Raw genomic sequence first — 23,260 nt, forward strand, 5'->3', positions numbered from 1 at the left:
CTGCGTCTTCCCTCTCGCGTTTCGGACCCGCTCTCCGACGGGCGGCCGCAAGGAAGCGCAAAAGCGGCGGCTTTGTCCAGCGAAGCGACCTCGACCGGCAAGAGGAAAGGGCTCAATCGGCCAGAAGCTGTCTGCCGACGATCATGCGCATGATCTCGTTGGTGCCCTCCAGGATCTGATGCACCCGCAGGTCGCGCAGATAGCGTTCGATCGGGTATTCGCGGATGTAACCGTAGCCGCCGTGCAGCTGCAGCGCATCGTTGACGATGGCGAAACCCGCATCGGTCGCGAAGCGCTTGGCCATGGCACAGTGCTGCGTCGCGTCGGGATGCTTGGCATCCAGCAGGCAGGCGGCCTGACGGATCAGAAGCCGTGCCGCCTCCAGGTCTGTGGCCATATCGGCCAGCTTGAACTGCAGGGCCTGCAGCTCTGCCAGCGCACGGCCGAACTGGCGGCGCTGTTTCATGTAGTCGCGCGCCTGCTCCAGGCAGAAACGCGCGCCGCCGATGGAACAGGCGCCAATGTTCAACCGCCCGCCGTCCAGTCCCATCATGGCGACCTTGAAGCCGATCCCCTCCTCGCCCAAACGGTTCGCGACCGGAACGCGGGCATCTTCGAAGATCACTGCGCGGGTCGGCTGGCTGTTCCAGCCGAGTTTCTCCTCTTTCTTGCCGAAGGAAAGGCCGGGCGTGTCTTTCGGCACCACCAGGCTGGAAATTCCCTTCGGGCCCTCCCCGCCCGTCCGGCACATGACGACGTAAACATCCGACTCGCCGCCGCCGGAGATGAAGGCCTTCTGTCCGTTGAGCAGATAGTGATCGCCCGAGCGTTCCGCCCTGGTGGTCAGATTGCCGGCGTCTGAACCATGTCCCGGTTCGGTCAGGCAGTAGCTCGCGAACTGCTCCATCGTGGTTAGCTTCGGCAGCCAGGTCCGGCGCTGTTCGGAACTGCCGAAGTGATCAATCATCCAGCAAGCCATGTTGTGGATCGAGATGTAGGCCGCCGTTGAGGGACAGGCCGCCGCCAGCTCCTCGAAGATGATCGTGGCGTCCAGGCGACTAAGGTTCGACCCGCCGACATCCTCGCCAATGTATATTCCGGCAAAGCCGAGCGCGGCCGCCTTGCGCAAGCTGCCCACCGGAAAGGTCCGGCCCTCGTCCCAGCTCGCCGCCTGAGGAGCCATCTCCTCCAGAGCGAACCTTCGCGCCATATCCTGGAAAGCCTGCTGATCCTCGCTCAGCCCGAAGTTCATATTTTGCCCGCCTGTTTTAGACTTATTTTATCGTCTTTTATTTTGTTTAACTTATTGGGCCGAGGTTTTCCTTACTCGGCCAAAGACTAAAGATCGGGATGATAGAGGCGGTCTTGCACCTGTCAACGCTAGCCACTGTAGAGAGCAGTCGCAGCCCGTCGGTACGCGCGGCGGATGAACCGAGCGGATCCTGCCCGCGCCGGGGCAATCGGTAAGATTCATTAAGGCCTTCACCAATAGGATGCGACGCGGCAAAATGCTGGGAAGTCGGGTCCGGCAAGGCAGTTAACGCGGCGAACCGCCGGCCCGGATAAAGGTCAGGGGCAGACCGGCAGGGCAATCCAGTAGGGATAGGTCTCCAAAGTGTCGATAGCCACGGTGATCAAGTCGGCGAATTGCCTTTACTGGATCGACGATCTGGGCCAGTGGCACGGGGTCGATCCGGCAAGTCCCTTCGAACACCTGCGCGAGCCGATTGCCGAGCGCCAGCAAGGCCACGCCTTTCGCTGGCTCGGCATGGTGCGCGTCCTGATCCAGAACGGCTGCCTCTACGCGAAGTGGGACGTCCGTCATGTCGATCCCCAAAGCCTGAAGGCGGTCGAGACCTGCATTTTGCAGGAGCGCTACCGCGAGATTCATCTCGACTTCTTCCACGGCGGCTGGAACCGGGAGGTTTTCACGGACCATCGCGCAGCGGCACGACGGCTCGATCGGACTCGCAATTTCCGCAACGTCGCCTTTATCGCGCCGCTGACGGTCGCCCGTCTGTCGCCTCACGAGCCTAAGTTGGCGCGTTCGGAATTCGTGCGCGAGGACGTACCCCTGACGGCCCGCGCGCTTGCAGCTTGGGAGGCCTCCGATCGTATTTGGGCACACAACCGGCCGATCGCCTGGCTGGCCGAACATATGCTCGTCATGTCGCCGCCGAGACAGCGCCAGACCAGTGCCAGGATCCACCACGTGGGCGCACGGCATGCCCTGACCGAGGCGCTAGGTCCAAGCGTGGCGAAAAGCTTCGAGGGTGTACTTTGCGACTTCCCCTGGCTGCTGCCGGACCAACTCAACCGCTTGTTGCTGGCCTACCAGGAGGTCACGGCGTCAGGACGGCCGCATCTGGAGGATATCCGCTCGTTGATCCTACCCGAGAGCGAGGAACCAACCTGGGTTCCCTACCGGCGCCTGCTTCTGCCGAGCCACAACCTCAAGGGCGAACCTCTGGTTCTCTGCATCGCGGAGATACGACAGGATATCTCAATCCCCTTCATGGGTGAGGTTGCCTAAAGAGAGTCCGACTGACGTCTCTTTTGCCGGACTGTCTGATTGCACTTGACTGAAAGTCGAAGGTGACGCACGTTCTTTCCAGCGCCGATTTGAACCTCAGATTGCGGGCGCTTTAGAAATGCGGCTAAAGAGAGGCGGATGATCCCGCCCGGCTTGCCGCGGCGGGTTTTGTTTTATCCGGGTCCGGCGCCGCAGCGCCCGCCCCGTCTGGTCTGGCCGGCCGAACCGGCTCCCGGGATTTGAGGGGCAGCTTGCTCCGGGTCATCAAAAGCTAAAGCGCCACCCCTAGTGGGCCCCTCGACATCGCGTGACGTCCCACGGCTCCGGAGAGTCAGTCCGACTGCCGGCCGCGGGGAGCGTCAAACCAGGAAACGCGCCCGCCGTTTGCGCGGGCAGAGAGGGAGTCGAAGACATGAGCGACGCATCCAAAGCCGTTACCTCGCGCAACCCCGAAACCCTGGTCCTGCACGCCGGCTGGCGCGCAGATCCGACGACCGGCGCAGTGGCCGTCCCGATCTACCAGACCACCAGCTACCAGTTCGACAACACCCAGCATGCAGAAAACCTCTTCGCCCTAAAGGAACTGGGCAACATCTATAGCCGCATCATGAACCCGACGGTCGACGTGCTGGAGAAGCGCATCGCCGCTCTGGACGGCGCCGCCGCGGCCCTGGCCACCTCCTCAGGCCAGGCCGCGAGCGCCCTGTCCATCCAGAATATCGCACAGGCCGGCGACAATATCGTCAGCTCGACAGATCTCTATGGTGGCACCTGGAATCTCTTCGCCAACACCTTCGCCACACAGGGCATCGAGGTCCGTTTCGTCGACCCGAGCGATCCGGAAAACTTTCGGCGCGCAACCGACGCGAAGACCCGCGCCTACTATGCCGAAACCCTGCCCAACCCCAAGCTGACCGTCTTCCCGATCGCGGAGGTGGCGAAGATCGGACGCGAAGAGGGCGTACCGCTGATCGTCGACAACACCGCGGCACCGCTGCTGTGCAGGCCGCTGGATCACGGCGCAGCCATCGTCGTCTACTCGACGACCAAGTGGATCGGCGGTCACGGGACCTCCGTCGGCGGCCTGATCGTGGACGGCGGCACCTTCGACTGGGAAGCCCAGGCCGAGCGTTTTCCGCTGCTGACCCAGCCAGATCCCAGCTATCACGGCGCGGTCTGGACCGAGGCGGTCAAGCCTCTGGGTCCCATCGCCTATATCATCAAGGCCCGGGTCACCCTGCAGCGCGATCTGGGGGCCGCCATGACGCCGCAAAACGCCTTCCTGTTCCTGCAGGGCCTCGAGACCCTACCGCTGCGCATCCGCGAGCATAGCCGCAACGCTCTCGCCGTGGCGCGGTACCTGCGCGACCATCCGGCCGTGAAATCCGTCACCTACGCGGGTCTCCAAGACGATCCCGAACAGAAGCGCCGGGCCGAGACCTATCTGCAAGGCGGCTTCGGCGGTCTGGTCGGTTTCGAACTGAAGGACGGCGCCGAGGCCGGACGACGCTTCATCGAGGGCCTGCAGCTTTTCTACCACGTCGCCAACATCGGCGACGCGCGCTCCCTGGCCATCCATCCGGCCACCACCACCCACTCGCAGTTGACGCCGGAGGAACAGGCGGCGAGCGGCGTGACGCCAGGCTACGTCCGCCTGTCTATCGGGATCGAGCATATCGACGACATCTTGGCCGACCTCGACCGAGGTCTCGCGGCAGCCGCCGCGCAGACAGCCGCAGCCGCGGAATAGAGGCCCTTCTCGACGGGGCGACCGTTTGGGCCGTCCCGTCCCTCTATCCCAGCAGTCCCAACGCCCCCGACAGGACAGTTTGCCCATGAACCGGCTGCGACCGCCGGCGCTGATCGTGATCGACGCGCAGGCCGCAATCGACGATCCCCGCTGGGGCCGTCGCAACAATCCCAAAGCGGAAATGACCATCGCCAGGCTTCTCTCGGTCTGGCGTAGCGCAGGCGCTCCGGTCATCCATGTTCATCACCTGCCGGGAGAGGAAGGCTCCACCTTTCAGGGGCCAGGCAGCGCGACCAAGCCGGAAGCTCTGCCGCAAGCGGAGGAATGGCTGCTCTGGAAATCGGCGCCCTCGGCCTTCGCCGGTACGCCCCTGACGCGCCTGCTCGCCGCCGCCGAGGCTCAGACCCTGGCGATCTGCGGCTTTGTCACCGACAACTCGGTCGCGGCGACGGCTCAGGCGGCCAGCGGCCTCGGATACGCCACGCAGGTTGTCGCCGACGCCTGCGCCACCTTCGACCGCCGCAGCCCGAGCGGCGATCTGCAGTCCGCCGAGGAGGTTCACGCCCTCAGTCTCGCCGATCTGAAGCGGGCCAAGACCGAGATCGTGGAAAGCACCGCGTTTCTCTAGATCGCCCAATAAACCTTATGATTTCAAAGCAGGATCGCGACGCGACATGATCAGCGTGGGTTGGCCTCTGTAGAGGCCCGTCGTGTCCTCGAGGTACCCGACTTTCCGGGCCACGCCGATAGAAGCGAGATGCTCCGGCGCCATGATGCAGACCGTCTTCTCGAATCCTCGGCGCCCGTCCGCCCACTCAAGGATGCGCGACATCGCCTCTGTCGCGAAACCTCTGCCGTGCTCTGCGCTCTTCAAGACCCAGCCGGACTCTGGCAAGCCGTCGAGCGACGGCGTCATGCCTCTGCGATGGTCGGCGAAGCCCACTTCGCCGAGAAAGCGCCGATCCTGTTTGCTCTCGACCGCCCAGTAGCCGAAACCCAGCAACGACCAGTGCCCCCTGTACCTCAGAAGACGCGACCAGGACTCCTCCGACGATGAGGGCGTCCCGGAAATGCGCTGGACGACCTTCGGATCGGCCCACATGGCTGCAGTCTCGGTGAAGTCGCTCAGCCGGTGCCCCCGCAACAGCAGGCGCGGGGTTTCCAGTTCCGGGGCGCAGCCGCCGTCAGGGTCCTGTGCAACGGTCACGCCACCGGCCTCAAAACGGCCTAGCCCGCCGCCAGACTGCGCATGTTCAGCACGCCCTGCTCGCCGTGCGGCCCATAGGCCCGCGCCTTGGCCAGGAAGTCCATGTAGCTCTCATGGACCCGGCGCGTGAGGTCATCGCTCGCCGCGACCTCCTCCAGTACCAGCCGGCTTTCCTCGCCGAGCCGTTCGACGACCGCATCGGGGAAGCGACGGACCTCCACGTCCAACTCATCGCTGAGCGTCTGGAAGGCGGCGATGTTGTGGTAGGTGAAGTCGGCCAAAGTCTCCAAGGCCGTCGCCTCCGCCGCTGTCCGCACCGCCTCCTGCAGATCCGGTTCCAACGCCTCGAACGCCCAGACGTTGGCGATCACCTCCAGGCTCGGTCCCGGCTCGTGAAAACCCGGCATGTAGTAGTACTTGGCGAAGCGATGCAGACCGAAGGCGATGTCGTTCCAGGGGCCGATCCAGTCGGCGCCGTCGACCGTGCCGGCCGCCAGCGACGGCATGATCTCGCCCGGGGGCGTCAGCACCGGGGCCGCGCCCAGCCGCCGCAAGACCTCGCCGCCCAGCCCGGCGATCCGGAATTTCAGGCCCTGAAAATCTTCGACGCTGTTGATTTCCTTGTTGAACCAGCCGCCGGCCTGGGTCCCGGACGAGCCGGCATAGAACGGCAGAACGCCGAGCGGCGCATAGACCTCCTCCCACAGATTCTGGCCTCCGCCGAAGCGCAGCCATGCCGCGAACTCGACGGCCGTCATGCCGAAGGGTATCCCGGTGAAGTAGTGGAGCGCCTGAGACTTGCCGACCCAGTAATAGGGCGTGGCATGGGCTAGGTCGGCGGTGCCTTCGCGCACGGCGTCCAAAGCCTCGAAGGGGGGCACCAGCTCTCCCGCCGCGAAGAAGTCGATCTCCAGGCGGCCACCGGACAGGCGTCTCAGCCGCTCGGCAAAGCGGTTGGCGTTGACCCCGACGCCCGGCGCGTTGGCCGGCCAGGCGGTGACCATGGTCAGTTTCTGCGGTGCACCTTGAGCCAGGGAGGGCGCCGCGAGCGGTGCGGACGCGACCGCCGCCGCAGCGGTCGCGCCGGTGGCGGCGCCCGCTGTCCTCAGAAAGCTACGACGGCTGGTTGGCATTTGCTTGGCCCCTCTTCTCGGAAAGCGTTTATCAGGGCGGCATCTTGCCCCTCCGCAAACAATTGCGCCATCACTTGAGCGACCGTTGCGGGAGGCCTATTCTCTCCGACCAAACGACAAGCACGCAACGGGTGCGGGGGAAAGGTCGATGCCGGAGGACAGCCCGAATTTCTTGCGCCAAACGGCGGTCGCGCTGTCGGCGCCCGCCGTCACCGGCGCCTACCCTCAGCTCCGACTGCGCCGCAATCGCACTCACGGCTGGACGCGCAGGCTCGTCGCCGAGGCGCGGCTGGGCGTGGACGACCTGATCTGGCCGATTTTCCTGCGCGACGAAACCTGCCGGGAGGCCGAGATCCCCTCGATGCCGGGAGTCCGGCGGCTCTCCCTGGCGGAGGTGTCGGATGCGACAGGGCGTGCCGCCGAGCTCGGGATTCCCGCCGTCGCCCTCTTCCCCTACGTGGCGGAAGATAAGAAGACGGTGACCTGCGACGAAGCGACCGATCCCGAGAGCCTGGTCTGCCAAGCGGTTCGCAAGATCAAGGCCGAGACCCCAAACCTCGGCGTGATCTGCGACGTTGCACTAGATCCCTTCAATGCCCTGGGCCATGACGGCATCGTTCATGAGGATCGGGTCCTCAACGACGAGACTATCGAGATTCTCTGCCGCCAGGCTTTGGTCCAGGCCGAGGCCGGCTGCGATCTGGTCGCTCCCTCGGACATGATGGACGGACGTATCGGCGAGATCCGCCGGCGTCTGGACCGCGAAGGTCATCAGGACGTCGCGATCTGTGCCTACGCGGCCAAGTACGCCAGTGCCTTCTACGGTCCCTTCCGCGAGGCCATCGGCTCGGGCACCGCCCTGAAGGGCGACAAGCAGACCTATCAGATGAGCCCGGCCAACTCCGATGAGGCACTGCGCGAGGTCGCGCTCGATCTCGACGAGGGCGCTGACATGGTCATGGTCAAGCCCGGGATGCCCTATCTCGACATTATCCGACGCGTGAAGGAAACCTTCGCCGTTCCGACCCTCGCCTACCAGGTCAGCGGCGAATACGCGATGATCATGGGGGCCGGCCTCAAGGGCTGGATCGACGGCGATCGGGCCATGATGGAGGCCCTGCTAGGCTTCAAGCGCGCCGGTGCCGACGGGATCTTCACCTACTTCGCCATCGAGGCGGCGGAACGGCTGCGCGCCGGCTGAAGCGCCGCCTCCTTCAAGAAAATCTCGAACCGTCGGTTGTGCCAGGGCGTCGAACCGCCGCGGCCGTGAAAGCCAACGTGTCCGCCGTGGTCCGGCGTCGACAGAGTCAAGTGCGGGTTCTCGCGCCAAGGCTCTCGCAAGTAGCTCTCTCCAGGAATCCAAGGATCGTCCAGCGCCGCGACGATCAGGGTCGGAACCGTGATCCCGCGCCAGTAGCCCTTGGCGGCGGAACGCGCGTAGTAGTCCTCAGCCCCAGCGAAACCGTTGGGCGGCGCGACCACCTTCTCGTCGAACTCCCAGACGCTGCGTACCTGGGCGAGCACCTCCGGATCCGCCCGGCTCTCCGCCTTCATCCGACGCAGCAGATAGGCGTGATAGACGGCATTGCGGGGCTGCATCATTCGGACCTGGGTCGCCTTGAGATCGATCGGTGCGGACAGGCTGGCCGCGGCCAGGACGGGGAGCGGCAGGTCGCCCTCGCCCAGCAGCTTCAGCAGGACGTTGCCGCCCAGGGAGTAGCCCATCAGCGCCACACCCGCCGACGCCTGCGGCACCAGCTCGCCCAGGGCCGCGAGACCGCGCCGCAGATCCGCCGAACGGCCCGCATGATAGTGTCCCTGGGCCAAGGGACGCCCTGGCCCCGCCCCCCGCAGATTGAGCCGCACGACCGGATAGCCGAGGTTCAGGAAATGCGCCGCGCTGGCCCGCAGGTAGGTGGAGTCCTCGCAGCCGGTCAGGCCATGGATCAGAACCAGAAGCGGAGACACGCCGGCCTCGCCAGTGAGATGCAGTTTCGCCAGCAACCGGTCCCCGTCCCCGAGGTTCAGTTCCAGCCGCCGCTCCGGCCACGGCGAGAGATCAATGCGCGGGCGGACCAGGGTGTTGCGCAGGGTCTGGAGATCGCCCGTAAGCCAGGGAAAACGCGGGAGGAAGTCAGGGAGCATAAAGGAGAGATAGGAGCGCAGCCGCCCGGGCACAGCGGCCGGCGGTCGCGGGTCTGCGGCAGACCGCCCGATCAGGCATGGCGGAGGTAGACGGCCCAGTAGACCCCGGCCACGCCGAGACCGCCGCCGAGAATGTTGCCGAGCGTCACCGGCAGCAGATTGCCGAGAAATGCTGAGAGATCGAGTCCGCCGCCGGCGAGCTGCCCGATGGGGATGAGATACATGTTGGCGACCGAGTGCTCGAAGCCCAGCGCGACGAAGGCGGTGATCGGCCAGAGCAGCGCGAAGATCTTGCCGGGCACGCTATGGGCCGCGAAACAGAGCCAGACCGCAAGGCAGACCAGCGCGTTGCAGAGGATCCCGCGTACGAAAGCTTCCAACGGCCCCAGGGCGGTCTTGCCCTCGGCAATCGCAGCCGCCGTCGCGGCCACCTCGCCAAGCGCCAGGCTGCCGGACAGCCAGACCAGGGCGACCATCGCCAAGGCACCGATCAGATTACCCAGGTAGACGAGTCCCCAGTTGCGCAGCAGCCGCGCCGTCGTGACCTTTCTTTCCGCCCAGGCCATTACGATCAGGTTGTTCCCAGTGAAAAGCTCGGCACCGCCAACCACCACCAGGATCAGGCCGAGACAGAAAGCCAAGCCGCCGAGCAGTCGCGCCGGCCCGAAGCCCAGCGGACTCCCCGTCATCACCAGGGTGAAGAAGGCACCGCCGAAGGCGATGAAGACTCCGGCCAGAACGGCCAGCACCAGAGTCTGGGTGAGAGGTGCGGCCGCCTTCTTGACGCCGGCACCGGCCACGCGCTGCGCGATTTCAGCCGGTGCGTAAGCGTCGATCGCGGTCGGGTTCGGTTGCCCAGCGCGCGTGCCAACTGACTGACCTTCCGGCATGAAGAGGGTCTCCCATAGATTGAAAGCCCTAGCCTGCGCTCCCTTAGGTGGCTTCGGCGTTGAGACAGGTCATGCAGAAGGTAGGGCTGAACCCTTGGGGACGCGAACCGCGCCGGTCAGCCAGTCACGAATGGTCTCCCTCTCGAAGGCGCTCAAGAGCGCTGGAGCATGGCCCGCGCCGGCAATCTCGACGATTTCGGTGGCCGGCCCACGCCGCGTCATCTCACGTGCGGTCTCAGCAGTCAGCAGATCCGACTCTGCGCCGCGCAGCAAGAGGACAGGACAGGTGATGCGGTCCCAGACCGGCCAGAGGTCGACATCCTCCAACGGCTGTCCGACGAAGGCCTCGCCGATGCGAGGATCGTAGTTGGGCCGAAACCCGCCATCGGGCGCCGCCTGCAGGGAGTCATCGGCCAACTTCGACCACTGGGCCTCGCTCAGGTCGCCGAAGCCGCTGTAGGCCTTCATCACATGCTCCAGGGCCGCGCGCCTGTCGGCGAAGACCCAGGACCGGCCGACGTAGTCGGCGATGCGCTCCAAGGCCGCCTTGGGAATCAGCGGGCCGACGTCATTGATCACCAGGCGCCCGACGGGATGCCCGCCCGAGGCCGCTAGCATCATGCCGATCAATCCGCCCATGGAGGTGCCGATCCAGTCGACCTGCTCCACATCCAGACGCGCCAGCAGCGCCGTCATGTCCTGGAGATACTGCGGATAGCCGTAATCCGCCCCGTCGCCGAGCCAGTCACTGTCGCCACGGCCGACCACGTCCGGACAGATCACCCGCCAGCCCGCCTCCGCCAGCGTGACGGCTAGGACGTCGAAGTCGCGTCCGTTGCGGGTCAGACCGTGAACGCAAACCGCCGTGCGCGCGGCGTCGGGCTGTCCCCATTCCCGATAGGCGATGCGGTGAAAACCGCTCTGCGACAGGCCCAGAAGATGTCTCTTTTTCGGCGTCATCGTTCTTGGACGTCGTCTCTAGAGACCGCGCGCCAAAGGCGCGTCCTGCACCGTGACGAAGGTTTCCGGGTAGAAGCCGTTGAAGTTGGTCGCCAGAGCGTTGGAATAGGCGCCCACCTGATCGACTTCGATCCAATCGCCTTCGCGCAAATCGACCGGGAGACGAAAACGCTGCGGCAAGACATCCAGGGAATCGCAGGTCGGGCCGTTGACGATAAACTCCTGTTCCTCCCCACTCGGCTCCGGCCCGTCGGGTCGCACCAGACGGACCGGCAAACGGATACCGGCGTCCACCATCTCCGACAAACTCCCGTAAATCCCATCGTTGACGTAGAGCTGCTCACCCTTGCGGAGCTGTACCTGGATCAGCAGGGAGCAGCCGGAAGCTACCAGCGCTCGTCCGGGTTCGCAGAAGACCTCGACGCCCTCGAAGCCGTTGGCGGTTAGGCCGCGGGTCACCTCGTCGAAGTAAAGCTTGAGGGGCGGCGCCACCATCTCGACGTAGTCGGCCGGAAAACCGCCACCGACATCGAGACAGTCCAGTTCCACCTTTGCCTCGGCAACGACGCGGCCGCAGATCTCAAGCGCGGTGCCGTAGGCGCCGGGCGTGCGGCACTGGCTGCCGACGTGGAAAGCCAGCCCTACGCGGCAGCCGGCCGCACGCGCCTGACGCAGCAGGTCGACGGCCTCGCCCTCCGAACAGCCGAACTTTGCGGCCAGGTGATAGAGGGTTCCGGCCGCCGGCGGCGTGGTCAGCCGCACAACGATCACCAGTTCCTCAGGCGATCCCTTACGGGTTTCCTCCAACACCTTCTCCAGTTCGTTGGCGTGGTCGACCACGAAATGGCGCAGGCCGTAGACCTCGTAGGCCGTGCGGATTACCGCCCGTCCCTTCACTGGATGCATGAAGTAGGTCCGGGCATCGGGATAGGCCTCGGACACCTGGGCGATCTCGGGCAGGCTCGCGGTATCGAAATGCCGGATGCCGGCATCGTAAAGCGCGCGCAGGACAAGCGGGTGTGGATTGCATTTGACCGCGTAGAGCACCGATCCGGCGAAACGGTCCAGGAAGGCCCGGGCATTCGCAGCCAACTGATGCGGCCGCAGGAGATAGATCGGGTAGCTGGGCGAGAGCGCCCGCGCGACCGCCTCGGCGTCGGCGTAGCTAACGTTTCGGGAGCTTTGGCGTTGTGACATGGCGCACGACTCTCCAGCGGGGCGGAAGCACCACCTTGATGAGCCTATCAAGCCAAACGCGCAAGACGGCAGTACGACGCGGAAGAGGGAACCGCGAGCTAGCCGAGCCCGAGCCGCCGCAGTGCCGCACCGCCACCGCCCTCGCGGGCCCGTTTGGCCAAAGCCTTGACGTCGGTACTCATGACCACCGTGCTTTTCGAGACGAAGGCCTCGTGGTTCTTCTCGATGTCATCCAGGATGTAGCGATAGTTCACCATGATCCCGGCGGACTGGCGCAACCCCTTTAGCGCGGTGTCGCCCAGCCAGTTGATCCGCTCCAGGCGTGCGCCATTGCGCAGATGAAAACGGGCGACCGGGTCGAGCGGCAGGCCGTCGGACCGCGTCTCAGTGAAGTAGCGGGCGGCCAAGCGGGACAGCGGCCCCTCCAGCGCCTTCGCCGTCACGGTGTCCTCCGGCCAGTTCTGGGTTTCCAGGACGGACTGGAGCGCCACAGAAGTCTCGTCACTGCCGCCGAGCGCCCGCAGCCCGCCGCGCTCCTCCTCGCTCATCGCCTGTTCGATCGTCTCGGACTCCAGGCTCTCCAGCCACCTGCGCAGTCCCGGAACGGGCGAGAGCGTTGCGAAGACCTTGAGGTTCGGGAAGTCGCTCGAGAGTTCGCGCACCACCATCTTGATCAGGTAGTCGCCGAAGGAGATGCCCTGCAGGCCCGGCTGGGTGTTGGAAATCGAGTAGAAGATCGCCGTGTTGGCATCCTTGGGGTCGGACAGCGGCGCCTGTTCGTCGAGCAACGACTGGACGGAACCGGCGAGTCCCTTGGTGAGCGCAACCTCGACGAAGGCCAAGGGCTCGTCGGGCATGCGCGGATGGAACAGCGCGAAGCAGCGCCGGTCGGAGTCCAGGCGATTGCGCAGGTCGTCCCAGGAGCGGATCGCATGGACCGCTTCGTAGGCGATCAGCTTCTCCAGAAGCGAGGCCGGCGAGTTCCAATCGATCTGCCGCAGGTCAAGAAAACCGACATCGAACCAGGAGGTCAGCAGCTCATGCAGATCCTTGTCGAGACCGTGCAGATAGGCGTCCTGCTTGGCGAGCGGCAGCAGATCGGCGCGCAGATCGGCCAGGAACTTCACCCCCTCGGGCAGGCCGTTGAACTGAGTCAGCAGTTTGACGCGTGGGGGTACGAGGGCCTGACGCAGAGCATGTTGGGCCGTCAGTCGCGCTTCCTCGTCCTCCGCCGCGCCGTAGGCGGCCATGGCGCCTTCCACCGCCGCCTGATCGACGGCGAAGCGGCTGGCCAGGACCTCAAGAAAACGGTGGCGCCCCTCCTCCTCAAGCTGCAGATAGATTCGGCCAAGCTCCGCCGCCCGTCCCCGCGCGGCCACCTCGCCGCCCCGCGCCTCCAGGCAATCGGCCATCAGCTTTTCCAAAGCGTCGGGATTGCGGGCGGCCTCCGCCGGAGAGATCACGCCGACGGTCCGGGCGGCCGTCGCGGCGATGTCGCGCCAAGCGCTCGACACGTTGCCGAAGGCTCGTTCGAAGAAGCCTTCCTTCACCGCCTGCTGTTGATCGCTCGTCGTCATGGCTGCCGTCGCTACTTGATCGCCGGACCCATCACCAAATCCGGGAGCCAGGTCGCGATTCCCGGAAACACACAGAGAAGAAGGATCGCCACCACCATACAGCCAACGTAGGGCAAGGATCCTTTCAAGATCGTTTGCAGTTTGATGTCGGGCGCGATGCCGTTGATAACATAAAGATTGAGACCGACAGGGGGCGAGATCAGGCCGATCTCCATGTTGATGGTCAGCACCACCGCGAACCAGTAGGGATCGAAACCGGCGGCAGCGACGATCGGCAACAGGATCGGCGCCGCCATCAGGATCACAGCTACCGGCGGCAGGAAGAAGCCGGCGATCAGAAGGAAGATGTTGATCGCGAACATCAGGACCCAGCGGTTGACGTCGAGCTGCGTGATCCACTCGGCGATCGACTGAGTGATGAAGAGGCTGGAGAGCATGTAGCTGAACAGCCCGGAGGCGCCGATGATCAGTAGGATCATCACCGACTCCTTGGTGCAGTCCCGTAGGACCACCCAAAGGGCCTTTGCCTGCCACATGCGGTAGACCACCACCGCCACGACGATCACCAGCAAGGCCCCGACGGCGGCGGTCTCCGAGGGAGTCGCCACGCCGCCGTAGAGCGCGAAGAGCACGCCGAGAATGATCGCGATGAAGGGGACGACCCTCGGCAGGGCCGAGAACTTCTCCGCCCAGCTATAGACCGTCGGGCTCAGCACCTCGCCCCCGCCCTTGCGCCAGGTGTCGTAGATCGACCAGGCCATGAAGAGCCCGACCAGCAGAAGCCCAGGCAGGGCTCCGGCCAGGAAGAGTCGTCCGATGGAGGTCTCCGTGGCGATGCCGTAGACGATCATGGTGACGCTCGGCGGGATGAGAATGCCGAGCGTTCCACCGGCGGCGATCGATCCCGAGGCGACGGTGTCTGGATAGCCCCGCTTGCGCATCTCGGGGATGCCCATCTTGCCGATGGCCGCACAGGTGGCGGGCGACGACCCCGATAAGGCCGAAAAGATGGCGCAGGCGCCCAGATTGGAGACCACCAGGCCGCCGGGCACGCGGGTCAGCCAGCGTTCCAGCGCCTCGTAGAGATCGCTGCCGGCCCGACTCGAAGCCACGGCGGCCCCCATCAGGATGAACATCGGAATCGACAGCAGCGCGAAGTTGTTGAGCTTGCCGAAAAGAATCTCGGGCAGCAGCGTGACGGAGAACCAACCGTTCCAGTCGAACATCCAGATGAAGCCGATGGAGACCACGATGAGTCCCATCGCAACCGAGATGCCGGAGAAGAGAACCAGGATGGTGGCCAGAGCGACCAACGCCCCGAGCGTCAGGGGATCGAATTCCATGGCGTCAGCTCCGGCTCAGCGCGGCAAACCGCGCGACGCGCTCTCGGCGGCCGCAGCCGTTCCAAGGGCATCGTCGGGCAGGTCGAAGGGCTTGGCATGACCGGTCAGCAGCGCCAGCAGATCGGCGATGTACTGCAAGGACATCAGGCCGAAGCCGAGCGGCAGGGCGGCGTAAGGGACATCCAGCGGCACCGCCCAAACCGTGTCGGAGGTCCAGTCGCCCGCCCAGGCCTCATGCCACATCTCGAACCCGTAAAAGGTCAGCAGCAGGCAGACCGCCAGCGACAGCAGATAGGTCCCGATGGCCAGGGCGAAACGCGCGCGACCGCGCAGATAGATCGGCAGCAGGTCGACGTTCACGTGCCCACGCAGCTTCTGGACGTAGGGCATGCCGATCAGCGTGGCGGCCAGCATGCAGTAGGTCACGAACTCGGTCTGCCAGACGGTCGAGGCGTTTTCGACGTAGCGCAGATAGACCATCTGACAGACCACGAGGATCGAAATCGCGATCATCGCTGCGGCGAGAACGCCGCTGATCAGGGAAATCCGTGAGACGAGACGGAAGAAAATCACCATCGGACAACGGCCCTTGTGACCAGGGGACGGCGGATGCCGCTCGACAGAGATCGCGCAACGAAGACCGCTTGGGTGCGGGACAAGGGCGGCCCGGCCCCTCTTTCATCTCGGGGCTGGGCCGCCGGACCCGCCGACCGACGGTCGAACCGGGGCTCTACTCGACAGAAAGCGCCATATCGAGCAAGCGCTGACCGTCGGGCACAGACTCGACGAAGGCCTCGTAGGAGGACTGCGCGGCGATCTCCCGCCAAGCCTCGAATTCCGTCTCGCTCATCAGCGCGATCTCGACGCCGTTCTCCTCGAACACGCGTCGGGCGTTGGCATCCTGCTTCTTGGCTTCCTCGAAGTAGAAGGCCTCGGCCTTCTCCGCACCGGCCTCAAGAGCCGCACGCTGGGCGTCGTTCAGGCGCCCCCAGCTCCGTTCGGAGATCAGTACGGGCTGATACATGAACCAGAGAGCGTAGTCGGCGACCGGCGTGAAACAGGCGACCTGTTCGTAGATCCGGAAGGAGACGAAGCTGGAGGAACTGGTGTTGGCCGCGTCCAGCACACCCGTCTGCATGGCGTTGTAGATTTCCGACGAGGCCATCGAGGCGATCGAAGCGCCGGCGGAGGCCAGCATCTGCTCGAAGGCCTTACCGGCCGCGCGGGTCTGCAGACCCTGCACGTCGTCTGGCGAGGTGATGCAACGGTCCTTTCCGGCGAAGCCGCCGGCGAGGTAGCCGTCGACCAGGATCCGAACGCCGTCGTCCTGCGCGATCTGCTTGATCTCATCCATGAAGGGAGAGTCGTTGAGCCGCGCGGCATGGTCGTGGCTCTTCACCAGGCCGGGCATCAAGGTCAGGTTGAATTCCGGGTTGATGCCACCGGCATAGGCCAGGGGAAAGACCGTCATGTCGAGCTGGCCGCGACTGGTCGGCTGCCACTGCTCGCGCGCCTTGAAGAGGCTCTGGGTCGGGAAGATCTGGATCGAGAGATCGACGCCCGCCTCTTCGACGTGAGTTTTGATGATCTCGGCAACCTGGTGACGGACGTCCGCTGTCGACCACTGGTGCGACAGCCGGAGCGTGGTTTCGGCAGCGGCCGGAGCGGCAAGCCCCGTGGCGGCAACCATGGCCGCGACGGCGGCAGCGGTCAGATGCTTGTGCATATCCTCCCTTTCCCTTGTTTTCAGCGTCTGTCGGCTCGGCGATCTGCGCGCTCTTACGGACGACGGACGGCTTTTTGTCTCTAAGGTGAACGCAAACCTACACGGGGATTGGAGCCCCCCTCCGATCTGCGAACCAAGGGGATCGTAGCTTCTTGTATACAAGAGCGCAAACCTTGTATGCAAAGTTGAGGTTCATGTATATCTGCGGGCGAGACTGTCCTGGCCCGCAACCGATCCTGAAGAGATCACGGACGGCCGAACGCGAGAGAGGAGGCCGCTGTGGCGGCGGAACGGCGGGCCGACCGCATTCGCCAGACCCTGGAACAGGAGATCGTGACCGGACGGCTGCCGCCGGCGGCACGCCTGGACGAAACGCGTCTGGCCGAGCGCTTTCAGGTGTCGCGGACCCCGGTTCGCGAGGCGCTGATGCAGCTTTCCACCAGCGGACTGGTCGAGATCCGCCCACGCCAGGGCGCCACCGTCGCGGAACTGGGCCTCAAACGCATGGTGGAGATGTTCGAGGTCATGGCCGAGTTGGAGGGCCTCTGCGCCCGCCTCGCCGCCCGGCGCATGGGCCAGGACGAACGGGCCGAACTGCAGCGCCTGCACGAGGATACCCGGCGCTTCGTCACAGACAACGACCCCGACGCCTACTACGCCGCCAACCTGGATTTCCACGAGGCGATCTACGCCGGCAGCCACAACGGCTTTCTGGCGGAGCAGACGCGCGGCCTGCGCCAGCGCCTGACGCCCTATCGTCGCATTCAGCTGCGCCGGGCCGGACGCCTGGAGGACAGCTTCGCCGAACACGAGGCTGTGGTCAGGGCCCTGCTGTCCGGTGATGCCGACGATGCGGAGCAGCGGTTGCGCCGGCATGTGACCGTCCAGGGCGGTGCCTTCACCGACTTCCTCTCCACCCTGCCTTACGGCGACAGGGGACCGGCGGCGAGTACGAACGAAGCCCGCACTGATGGCACGAAACAAGACAGCAAACGACGGACTGCAGGATGAACGAAAATCTTTACGACGTACTGGCGGACGGCTTTCCAAGCGACCGCGCGCGGACGGTCATGGAACTGGAGGACGGCAGCCACCTTAGCTACGCCGATCTTGAGGCGCAGGCCGGCCGCTACGCGGCGCTGCTGATCGCGTTGGGCGTCGAGCCCGGCGACCGGGTCGCGGTGCAGACCGACAAGTCGGCCAACGCGGTCTTCCTCTATCTCGGCGTCGTGAAAATGGGGGCCGTCTACCTGCCGCTCAACGTCGGCTACACCGGCGCGGAGATCGCCTACTTTCTCAGCGACGCGACGCCGGCGCTGGTCGTCTGCCGTCCCGAGAGCGAGGCAGCCCTGCGCGAGATCGCGACGAAGAGCGGCGTGCCCCATGTCCACACGATGGACGCGGCGGGCGGCGGCAGCCTGACCGACGCGGCAAGCGACCTGGCGCCTGTGATCCAGAGCCATCCGGCGGCCGCCGGCGATCTCGCGGCAATCCTCTATACCTCCGGGACCACCGGCCGCTCGAAGGGCGCCATGCTGACCCATGGCAATCTCAGTTCCAACGCGCTTGCGCTCAAGGATCTCTGGGGATTCCGTCCCGGCGACCGCTTGCTGCATATGCTGCCGATCTTCCATGTCCACGGTCTCTTCGTCGCCATCAACACCACCCTGGCCAACGGCAGCGAAATGGTCTTCCTGCCCAAGTTCGACGCGGCGCGTGCGCTGGAGCTGCTGCCGCGCTGCAGCGTGATGATGGGCGTACCGACCTTCTACGTGCGCCTGCTGGCGGAAGCCGGCTTCACGCGAGAGGTTGCCGCCGGTATTCGCCTCTTTGTCTCCGGCTCGGCGCCGCTGTTGGAGGAGACCTTCGAGGCCTTCGAGCAGCGCATCGGTCAGCGCATTCTGGAACGCTACGGCATGACCGAATGCGGCATGATCACCTCGAACCCCTACGCCGAGACGCCGGAGTGGCAGCGGCGTGCCGGAACCGTCGGCTTCGCCTTGCCCGACGTGGAGGTGCGGGTCGCCGACGAGAACGGTCGGGTGCTGGAGCGCGAAGAGATCGGGGTTCTGGAGGTCAAGGGCCCCAATGTTTTCAAGGGCTACTGGCAGATGCCTGAGAAAACGGCTGAGGAATTCCGGCCGGACGGCTTCTTCGCCACCGGCGATATGTCGAAGATCGATACCGAGGGCTACGTGCATATCGTCGGACGCGCCAAGGACCTCGTGATCTCGGGCGGCTACAACGTCTATCCGAAAGAAATCGAGCTGGTGATCGACGCCCTGCCCGGGGTCGCGGAATCCGCCGTGGTCGGCCTGCCACATCCCGACTTCGGCGAGGCCGTCACGGCGGTCGTCAAGCGCAGCACTCTGGACGGGGGCGAGATTGCCGAAGAGGCGATCATCGAGGCCTGCACCAAGGATCTTGCGAGGTTCAAAGTACCGAAGCGCGTTTTCTTCGTGGAGGACCTGCCGCGCAATACCATGGGCAAGGTCCAGAAGGCCGAGCTGCGAAAGACCTACGGCGAGACCTTCAGGGCTGCTTGACCTCCGGGGGCCGCCTAGCAGCTATCCGGACTCCGCCCTTGCGCGGGCGCGCTGTCTGCGCTTGAACAACCGCAAAACGATAAACCGTTCGACGAGAGACACTTCGACCATGCCCGATGCTTCCACTCTGGTGACCCAGACCGACCCGCACGCACTGGTGCGCGAGCTGGAGGGCAAGCACCTGATCGATGGCGCCTTGGTTCCGGCGGCAAGCGGCAAAAGCTTCGACGTAGTCAATCCGGCCAACCTGCAGGTCATCGGACAGACCGCCGAAGGGGATGCGGAAGACGTCGCCCGGGCCGTCGAGGCTGCCGTTCGCGCCCAAAGGGACTGGGCTGAGATGCCGGCCCGCGAGCGCGGCAAGCTGATCGTCGCGTGCGGCCGCCTGCTGGAACAGCACAAGGAGGAGCTGGCCAAGCTGGTGGCGCTGGAGACCGGCAAGGCCCTGCGCACCGAAAGCCGGGTCGAGGCCGGCGTTCTGGCCGATGCCTTCGTTTTCTATGGCGGACTGGCCAGCGAGCTGAAGGGAGAGTCCGTGCCCTTCAACCCGAACATGCTGACCGTTACGTCGCGCGAACCCATCGGAGTGGTCGGAGCCATCATCCCCTGGAACGTTCCGATGATGCTGATGGCCTTCAAGATCGCGCCGGCCCTGGTGGCGGGTAACGCAGTGGTGGTCAAGTCGGCCGAGGAAGCCCCCTACGCCGTTCTGCGCGTTTGCCAGATAATGAACCAGGTCCTGCCGAAGGGCCTGTTCAACCTGCTGTCCGGCTTCGGGCCGGAATGCGGCCAGCCGCTGGTGGCGCATCCGAAGGTCGGCAAGATCACCTTCACCGGCTCGGTCGAGGCCGGCAAGGCGGTCTACCGCACCGCTGCCGAGAAGCTGATCCCGGTCACCCTCGAGCTGGGTGGCAAGTCGCCGATGATCGTCATGGCCGACGCCGACCTGGACAAGGCCGTCGCAGGCGCCGTCTCCGGCATGCGCTTCACCCGCCAGGGCCAGTCCTGCACCGCCGCCAGCCGGATCTACGTGCAGCGCAGCCTGCGCGACGCCTTCGTCGAGAAGCTCAAGGCCAAGGTCGACGCCATGGTGATGGGCGATCCGCTGGACGAGGCGACCGACATCGGCACCATCGTCAGCCAACAGCAGTTCGAGCGGGTGAAGTCCTACATCGCCCAGGGCAAGGCCGAGGGTGGAACCGCCCACCTCTGCTCCCAGGTGCCGGCGGACGAGGCGCTGTTGCAGGGCTACTACGTGCAGCCGGTGATCTTCACCGACCTGCCGGCGGACTCCCGCCTGATCACCGAGGAGATCTTCGGCCCAGTGACCTGCGTCATCGCCTTCGACGACTACGAGGAGGTCATCGCCGCCGCCAACGACAGCGTCTACGGCCTGGCCGCCACGATCTGGACCAGCGACCTGAAGACCGCGCTCAATGCGACCAAACGGCTGGAGGCCGGCTTCGTGCAGGTCAATCAGAACCTGGTCGTCATGCCGAACCTGTCCTACGGCGGCATCAAGCAGTCGGGTCTCGGCAAGGAGGCCTCCCTCGAGGCCATGCTGGAGAACTTCACCCACAAGAAGACCGTCATCTTCAACATGGAGTGAGAGCAGTTCCGCCGCCATGACCGAAGTCGATCTGACCGAATACCTCTTCCACCCCGCTCCCGTCGTCAGTCTGCCCGTTCGCGGCACGGCAGCGCTCTTCCCAGTTCGGCGCATCTTCTGCGTGGGGCGGAACTACGCCGACCACGCCCGCGAGATGGGCCACGACCCGGATCGCGAGCAGCCCTTCTTCTTCACCAAGCCGCCCGAGGCGGTCGTGGCACCCGGCGATCCCCTGCCGTATCCCCCGGCGACCCGAGACCTGCATCATGAAGTCGAACTGGTCGTGGCGCTCGCGCAGGGCGGCCGCGACCTCTCGGCGGACGATGCGCTTGAGCTGGTCTTCGGCTACGCGGTGGGCGTAGATCTCACCCGCCGCGACCTACAGGCCGAAGCCAAGAAACTCGGGCGTCCCTGGGATTCCGCGAAGGCCTTCGCCGGCTCGGCGCCCTGTTCCGAGATCGTACCGGTCGAACGGATCGGTCACCCGACACGCGGCCGTATCGCCCTCTCCGTCGACGAAGAGGTTCGGCAAGACGGCGACCTCGCGCAGATGATCTGGAAGACGCCGGAGATCCTGGCCGAGCTTTCGAAACTCTGGACCCTGGCGCCCGGCGATCTGATCTTCACCGGAACCCCTGCGGGGGTGGGGCCGATCTCGGCCGGCGACCGCTTGGACTGCGAAATCGAAGGCGTCGGCAGCTACACGGCCAGAGTTGCGGGATAGGTCCGGGAAACGAGGGGTGCCTCGCGCATCTCTGGCGGGATCGGCAACCCCATGAGATCAAGAATGGTCGGGGCGACTGCGAGCTGGCTGACCGCTCCCTCCACCTCGCCGCCATGCCCGCCGCAGATGTCCCAGAAGGGCACCTGACGCATCCCCTCCTCGGCCCCGCCATGGCGGCCCTCGGCACTCATGCCGTGGTCAGAGGTGACCAATACGCGGTAGCCGGCGGCGCGCCAGACCGGAATCGCCAGCGCCAGCTCATTGTCCATGTTCCAGATCTGATGCCGGTATTCGAAAGAGTCCGCGCCGAAAGCATGGCCGACCGAATCCGCCGCCGCGGAGTGGACGAGCAGGTAGTCGGGCCGATGACGCCGTATCAGCAGACTGGCGCTGTTACAGATATCGTGGTCCCCCGGCATGCTGGGGTTGAAGCGCGTATGCCGCACCTCGGTATAGAAGCGCCCATGGGTCACCCAACCCGGGCCGTCCGTCACCTCCAGGTGCTCGACATCGTCGAAAGGCGCCGCGTTGAACAGTAAAGCGTAGAGCCGCTCGGCCACCGCCGCCGTCGTCCCGCCCGCCTCGCGTACGACGGAGAAGACGTTGGGCGCGGGTGCCATGGCCTCCAGATCGTTGGAGACCCGTCCGTGCTCTGCTGGCGAGGTGCCCGTGTGCAGGGAGGCATAGGCGGGCATGGAGAGACTCGGCAGCACCGACTGCATGGACCAAAGACGCGCCTGACCGGCCTCGACCAGGCTCATCAGATAGCCGCATTGAGCACGCGCCACGGCATCCCCCAGCGCGTCGATCATCACCAGAACGACCTTCTGTCGATCCATTTCCCCCTCCCCCAGCTTTCACGGCAGCCACCCGAATCGGCGCTGCAGACTAAACGGCCTTGATGACAACGCGACGGGCGATTTTATCCCCGGAGCTGCGGAGTCAGGCAGGCCCGCTCCGCCGACAGCAAAAGGGCCCGGCATGGAAGCCGGGCCCTTTCTTCGAAAAGATCCGTTTGTCCGGGCGCCTCAGGTTTCGCGGAAGCGTTTGACGAAGTGCCAAGCCGCCGGAATCGTCGCCGCCGCCAGGACCAGTTTCGCCGCAGCGCCGGGCAGAAAGGGCATCAGGCCGGCTTCGACCGCTCGCTCGACCCCGATCAGGACGGACAGCCAGGCAACGCCGCAGATAAAGAAGATGGCGGTTCCGAGCGCCACCGCCGGAACGACCAGGAAAAGCCGACGGTCCCAGCCGCGCTCGGCCAGCCATCCCATGACCAAGGTCGCCAACAGGAAACCGACCAGATAGCCGCCGGTCGGACCGACAAAATAGGCGAGACCTCCGCCGGTGGCGAAGACGGGAAGACCGATGGCGCCCTGGACGAGATAAAGCCCGACGGTCGCCAAGCCGAGCTGCCAGCCGTAAGCCATGGCGATCACCATGACGACGTAGGTCTGCAGCGTCATCGGCACCGGCAGCATCGGAACCTGAACCTTGGCGCTGATCGTCAGGATCGCCGCGCCAAGCAGGGCCAGAACGAGATCGCGGCCCAACCGCTGGGCGCGCTCCTCGGCCGGCCAGAGGGAATTCACCAGCGTCGGGCTGACAAAGGTATCTTGTGCGATTCCGGCATGGGCCATGTTCGGCTCACTCCTTCCCCGTCCCGGGTTGTGCGACAGCTCGGCTTGAGAAACCGCCTGCGCTTTCTGTTCTGTTCACGGCCGTCCGCCGGTCCGTCGGGCTTTGCTTGCTTTTGTTTCTTGGACACCGGCCGCGTGCCGGGAAAGATTACTATAGCAAGTTGAAGCCAAGGCGTCATGAATTTTGCGCAATAGCGCCTGTATTGTCACAAGAGTTAACTCGGATATCTCTGTTCAAAAGTCAACATTTTCAGCGCGTTGAGAATCGATCTTTGCGTATCCG

General features: G+C 65.1%; 21 protein-coding genes. 8 read left to right on the top strand and 13 right to left on the bottom strand.

Annotated elements, in window-relative coordinates; all coding sequences use genetic code 11:
• Nucleotides 1-112 precede the first annotated feature (112 nt).
• A complete protein-coding gene (locus ACO054_RS08215) occupies nt 113-1,252 on the bottom strand; it encodes an isobutyryl-CoA dehydrogenase (protein ID WP_421709947.1) in 1,140 nt (379 codons plus the stop codon).
• A 363-nt stretch (nt 1,253-1,615) separates the two neighbouring features.
• On the opposite strand from ACO054_RS08215, the gene ACO054_RS08220 reads away from it, so the two are divergent.
• The 3 genes from ACO054_RS08220 (at nt 1,616) to ACO054_RS08230 (ending at nt 4,911) form a co-directional block, all read left to right on the top strand.
• On the top strand, nt 1,616-2,533 hold the full coding sequence (locus ACO054_RS08220; RefSeq protein ID WP_421709948.1) for a hypothetical protein: 918 nt from the start codon (nt 1,616-1,618) through the stop codon (nt 2,531-2,533).
• Nucleotides 2,534-2,945: 412 nt separating this feature from the next.
• On the top strand, nt 2,946-4,283 hold the full coding sequence (locus ACO054_RS08225; RefSeq protein ID WP_421709949.1) for an O-acetylhomoserine aminocarboxypropyltransferase/cysteine synthase family protein: 1,338 nt from the start codon (nt 2,946-2,948) through the stop codon (nt 4,281-4,283).
• Nucleotides 4,284-4,368: 85 nt separating this feature from the next.
• A complete protein-coding gene (locus tag ACO054_RS08230) occupies nt 4,369-4,911 on the top strand; it encodes a cysteine hydrolase family protein (protein ID WP_421709950.1) in 543 nt (180 codons plus the stop codon).
• A 15-nt stretch (nt 4,912-4,926) separates the two neighbouring features.
• Here the strand turns inward: ACO054_RS08230 and ACO054_RS08235 are convergent, their stop codons facing one another.
• Nucleotides 4,927-5,490 (bottom strand): GNAT family N-acetyltransferase, encoded by a 564-nt coding sequence (locus ACO054_RS08235; RefSeq protein WP_421709951.1) that lies wholly within the window; start codon nt 5,488-5,490, stop codon nt 4,927-4,929.
• 20 nt (nt 5,491-5,510) lie between these two features.
• Complete coding sequence (locus ACO054_RS08240) at nt 5,511-6,623, bottom strand: TRAP transporter substrate-binding protein (protein WP_421709952.1); 1,113 nt, start codon at nt 6,621-6,623, stop codon at nt 5,511-5,513.
• A 148-nt stretch (nt 6,624-6,771) separates the two neighbouring features.
• Here ACO054_RS08240 and hemB point away from each other — a divergent pair, with 148 nt between their 5' ends.
• Nucleotides 6,772-7,824: a porphobilinogen synthase gene (gene hemB, locus ACO054_RS08245; protein WP_421709953.1), complete on the top strand. Its 1,053-nt coding sequence runs from the start codon at nt 6,772-6,774 to the stop codon at nt 7,822-7,824.
• Here the strand turns inward: hemB and ACO054_RS08250 are convergent.
• The 8 genes from ACO054_RS08250 to dctP all read right to left on the bottom strand — a co-directional run bounded on the left by ACO054_RS08250 (nt 7,782) and on the right by dctP (nt 16,461).
• Entirely contained in the window at nt 7,782-8,768 is a 987-nt protein-coding gene (locus ACO054_RS08250; RefSeq protein ID WP_421709954.1) for a YheT family hydrolase, read from the bottom strand. The two genes, hemB and ACO054_RS08250, sit on opposite strands and share 43 nt — an antisense overlap.
• 71 nt (nt 8,769-8,839) lie before the next feature.
• Nucleotides 8,840-9,658: a formate/nitrite transporter family protein gene (locus tag ACO054_RS08255; RefSeq protein ID WP_421709955.1), complete on the bottom strand. Its 819-nt coding sequence runs from the start codon at nt 9,656-9,658 to the stop codon at nt 8,840-8,842.
• Between the two features lie 69 nt (nt 9,659-9,727).
• The gene (locus ACO054_RS08260) at nt 9,728-10,618 is read right to left on the bottom strand and encodes an alpha/beta fold hydrolase (protein WP_421709956.1); all 891 of its coding nucleotides are present in this window, start codon (nt 10,616-10,618) and stop codon (nt 9,728-9,730) included.
• An 18-nt stretch (nt 10,619-10,636) separates the two neighbouring features.
• Nucleotides 10,637-11,815 (bottom strand): type III PLP-dependent enzyme, encoded by a 1,179-nt coding sequence (locus tag ACO054_RS08265; protein WP_421709957.1) that lies wholly within the window; start codon nt 11,813-11,815, stop codon nt 10,637-10,639.
• Nucleotides 11,816-11,913: 98 nt separating this feature from the next.
• Nucleotides 11,914-13,392, bottom strand: coding sequence for a malonyl-CoA decarboxylase (locus ACO054_RS08270; protein ID WP_421709958.1), 1,479 nt, complete (start codon nt 13,390-13,392; stop codon nt 11,914-11,916).
• Nucleotides 13,393-13,403: 11 nt separating this feature from the next.
• Nucleotides 13,404-14,735, bottom strand: a complete 1,332-nt coding sequence (locus tag ACO054_RS08275) for a TRAP transporter large permease (RefSeq protein ID WP_421709959.1) — start codon at nt 14,733-14,735, stop codon at nt 13,404-13,406.
• Between the two features lie 15 nt (nt 14,736-14,750).
• Complete coding sequence (locus ACO054_RS08280) at nt 14,751-15,311, bottom strand: TRAP transporter small permease (protein ID WP_421709960.1); 561 nt, start codon at nt 15,309-15,311, stop codon at nt 14,751-14,753.
• Between the two features lie 154 nt (nt 15,312-15,465).
• Complete coding sequence (gene dctP / locus ACO054_RS08285; RefSeq protein ID WP_421709961.1) at nt 15,466-16,461, bottom strand: TRAP transporter substrate-binding protein DctP; 996 nt, start codon at nt 16,459-16,461, stop codon at nt 15,466-15,468.
• Between the two features lie 279 nt (nt 16,462-16,740).
• On the opposite strand from dctP, the gene ACO054_RS08290 reads away from it, so the two are divergent.
• The 4 genes from ACO054_RS08290 to ACO054_RS08305 all read left to right on the top strand — a co-directional run bounded on the left by ACO054_RS08290 (nt 16,741) and on the right by ACO054_RS08305 (nt 21,340).
• Nucleotides 16,741-17,472, top strand: coding sequence for a GntR family transcriptional regulator (locus ACO054_RS08290; protein WP_421709962.1), 732 nt, complete (start codon nt 16,741-16,743; stop codon nt 17,470-17,472).
• Nucleotides 17,469-19,007, top strand: coding sequence for a malonate--CoA ligase (locus ACO054_RS08295; RefSeq protein WP_421709963.1), 1,539 nt, complete (start codon nt 17,469-17,471; stop codon nt 19,005-19,007). The genes ACO054_RS08290 and ACO054_RS08295 overlap by 4 nt, the downstream gene beginning before the upstream one ends.
• A 109-nt stretch (nt 19,008-19,116) precedes the next feature.
• Nucleotides 19,117-20,616 (top strand): aldehyde dehydrogenase family protein, encoded by a 1,500-nt coding sequence (locus ACO054_RS08300; RefSeq protein ID WP_421709964.1) that lies wholly within the window; start codon nt 19,117-19,119, stop codon nt 20,614-20,616.
• A 16-nt stretch (nt 20,617-20,632) separates the two neighbouring features.
• Complete coding sequence (locus tag ACO054_RS08305; protein WP_421709965.1) at nt 20,633-21,340, top strand: fumarylacetoacetate hydrolase family protein; 708 nt, start codon at nt 20,633-20,635, stop codon at nt 21,338-21,340.
• On the opposite strand, the gene ACO054_RS08310 is transcribed toward ACO054_RS08305, so the two are convergent.
• Complete coding sequence (locus ACO054_RS08310) at nt 21,316-22,179, bottom strand: alkaline phosphatase family protein (protein WP_421709966.1); 864 nt, start codon at nt 22,177-22,179, stop codon at nt 21,316-21,318. The genes ACO054_RS08305 and ACO054_RS08310 overlap by 25 nt on opposite strands.
• 189 nt (nt 22,180-22,368) lie before the next feature.
• On the bottom strand, nt 22,369-22,977 hold the full coding sequence (locus ACO054_RS08315; RefSeq protein WP_421709967.1) for a biotin transporter BioY: 609 nt from the start codon (nt 22,975-22,977) through the stop codon (nt 22,369-22,371).
• Nucleotides 22,978-23,260: the final 283 nt, after the last annotated feature.

It is taken from the genome of Algihabitans sp. (genome assembly GCF_965226985.1).
Taxonomy (GTDB): domain Bacteria; phylum Pseudomonadota; class Alphaproteobacteria; order Kiloniellales; family DSM-21159; genus Algihabitans.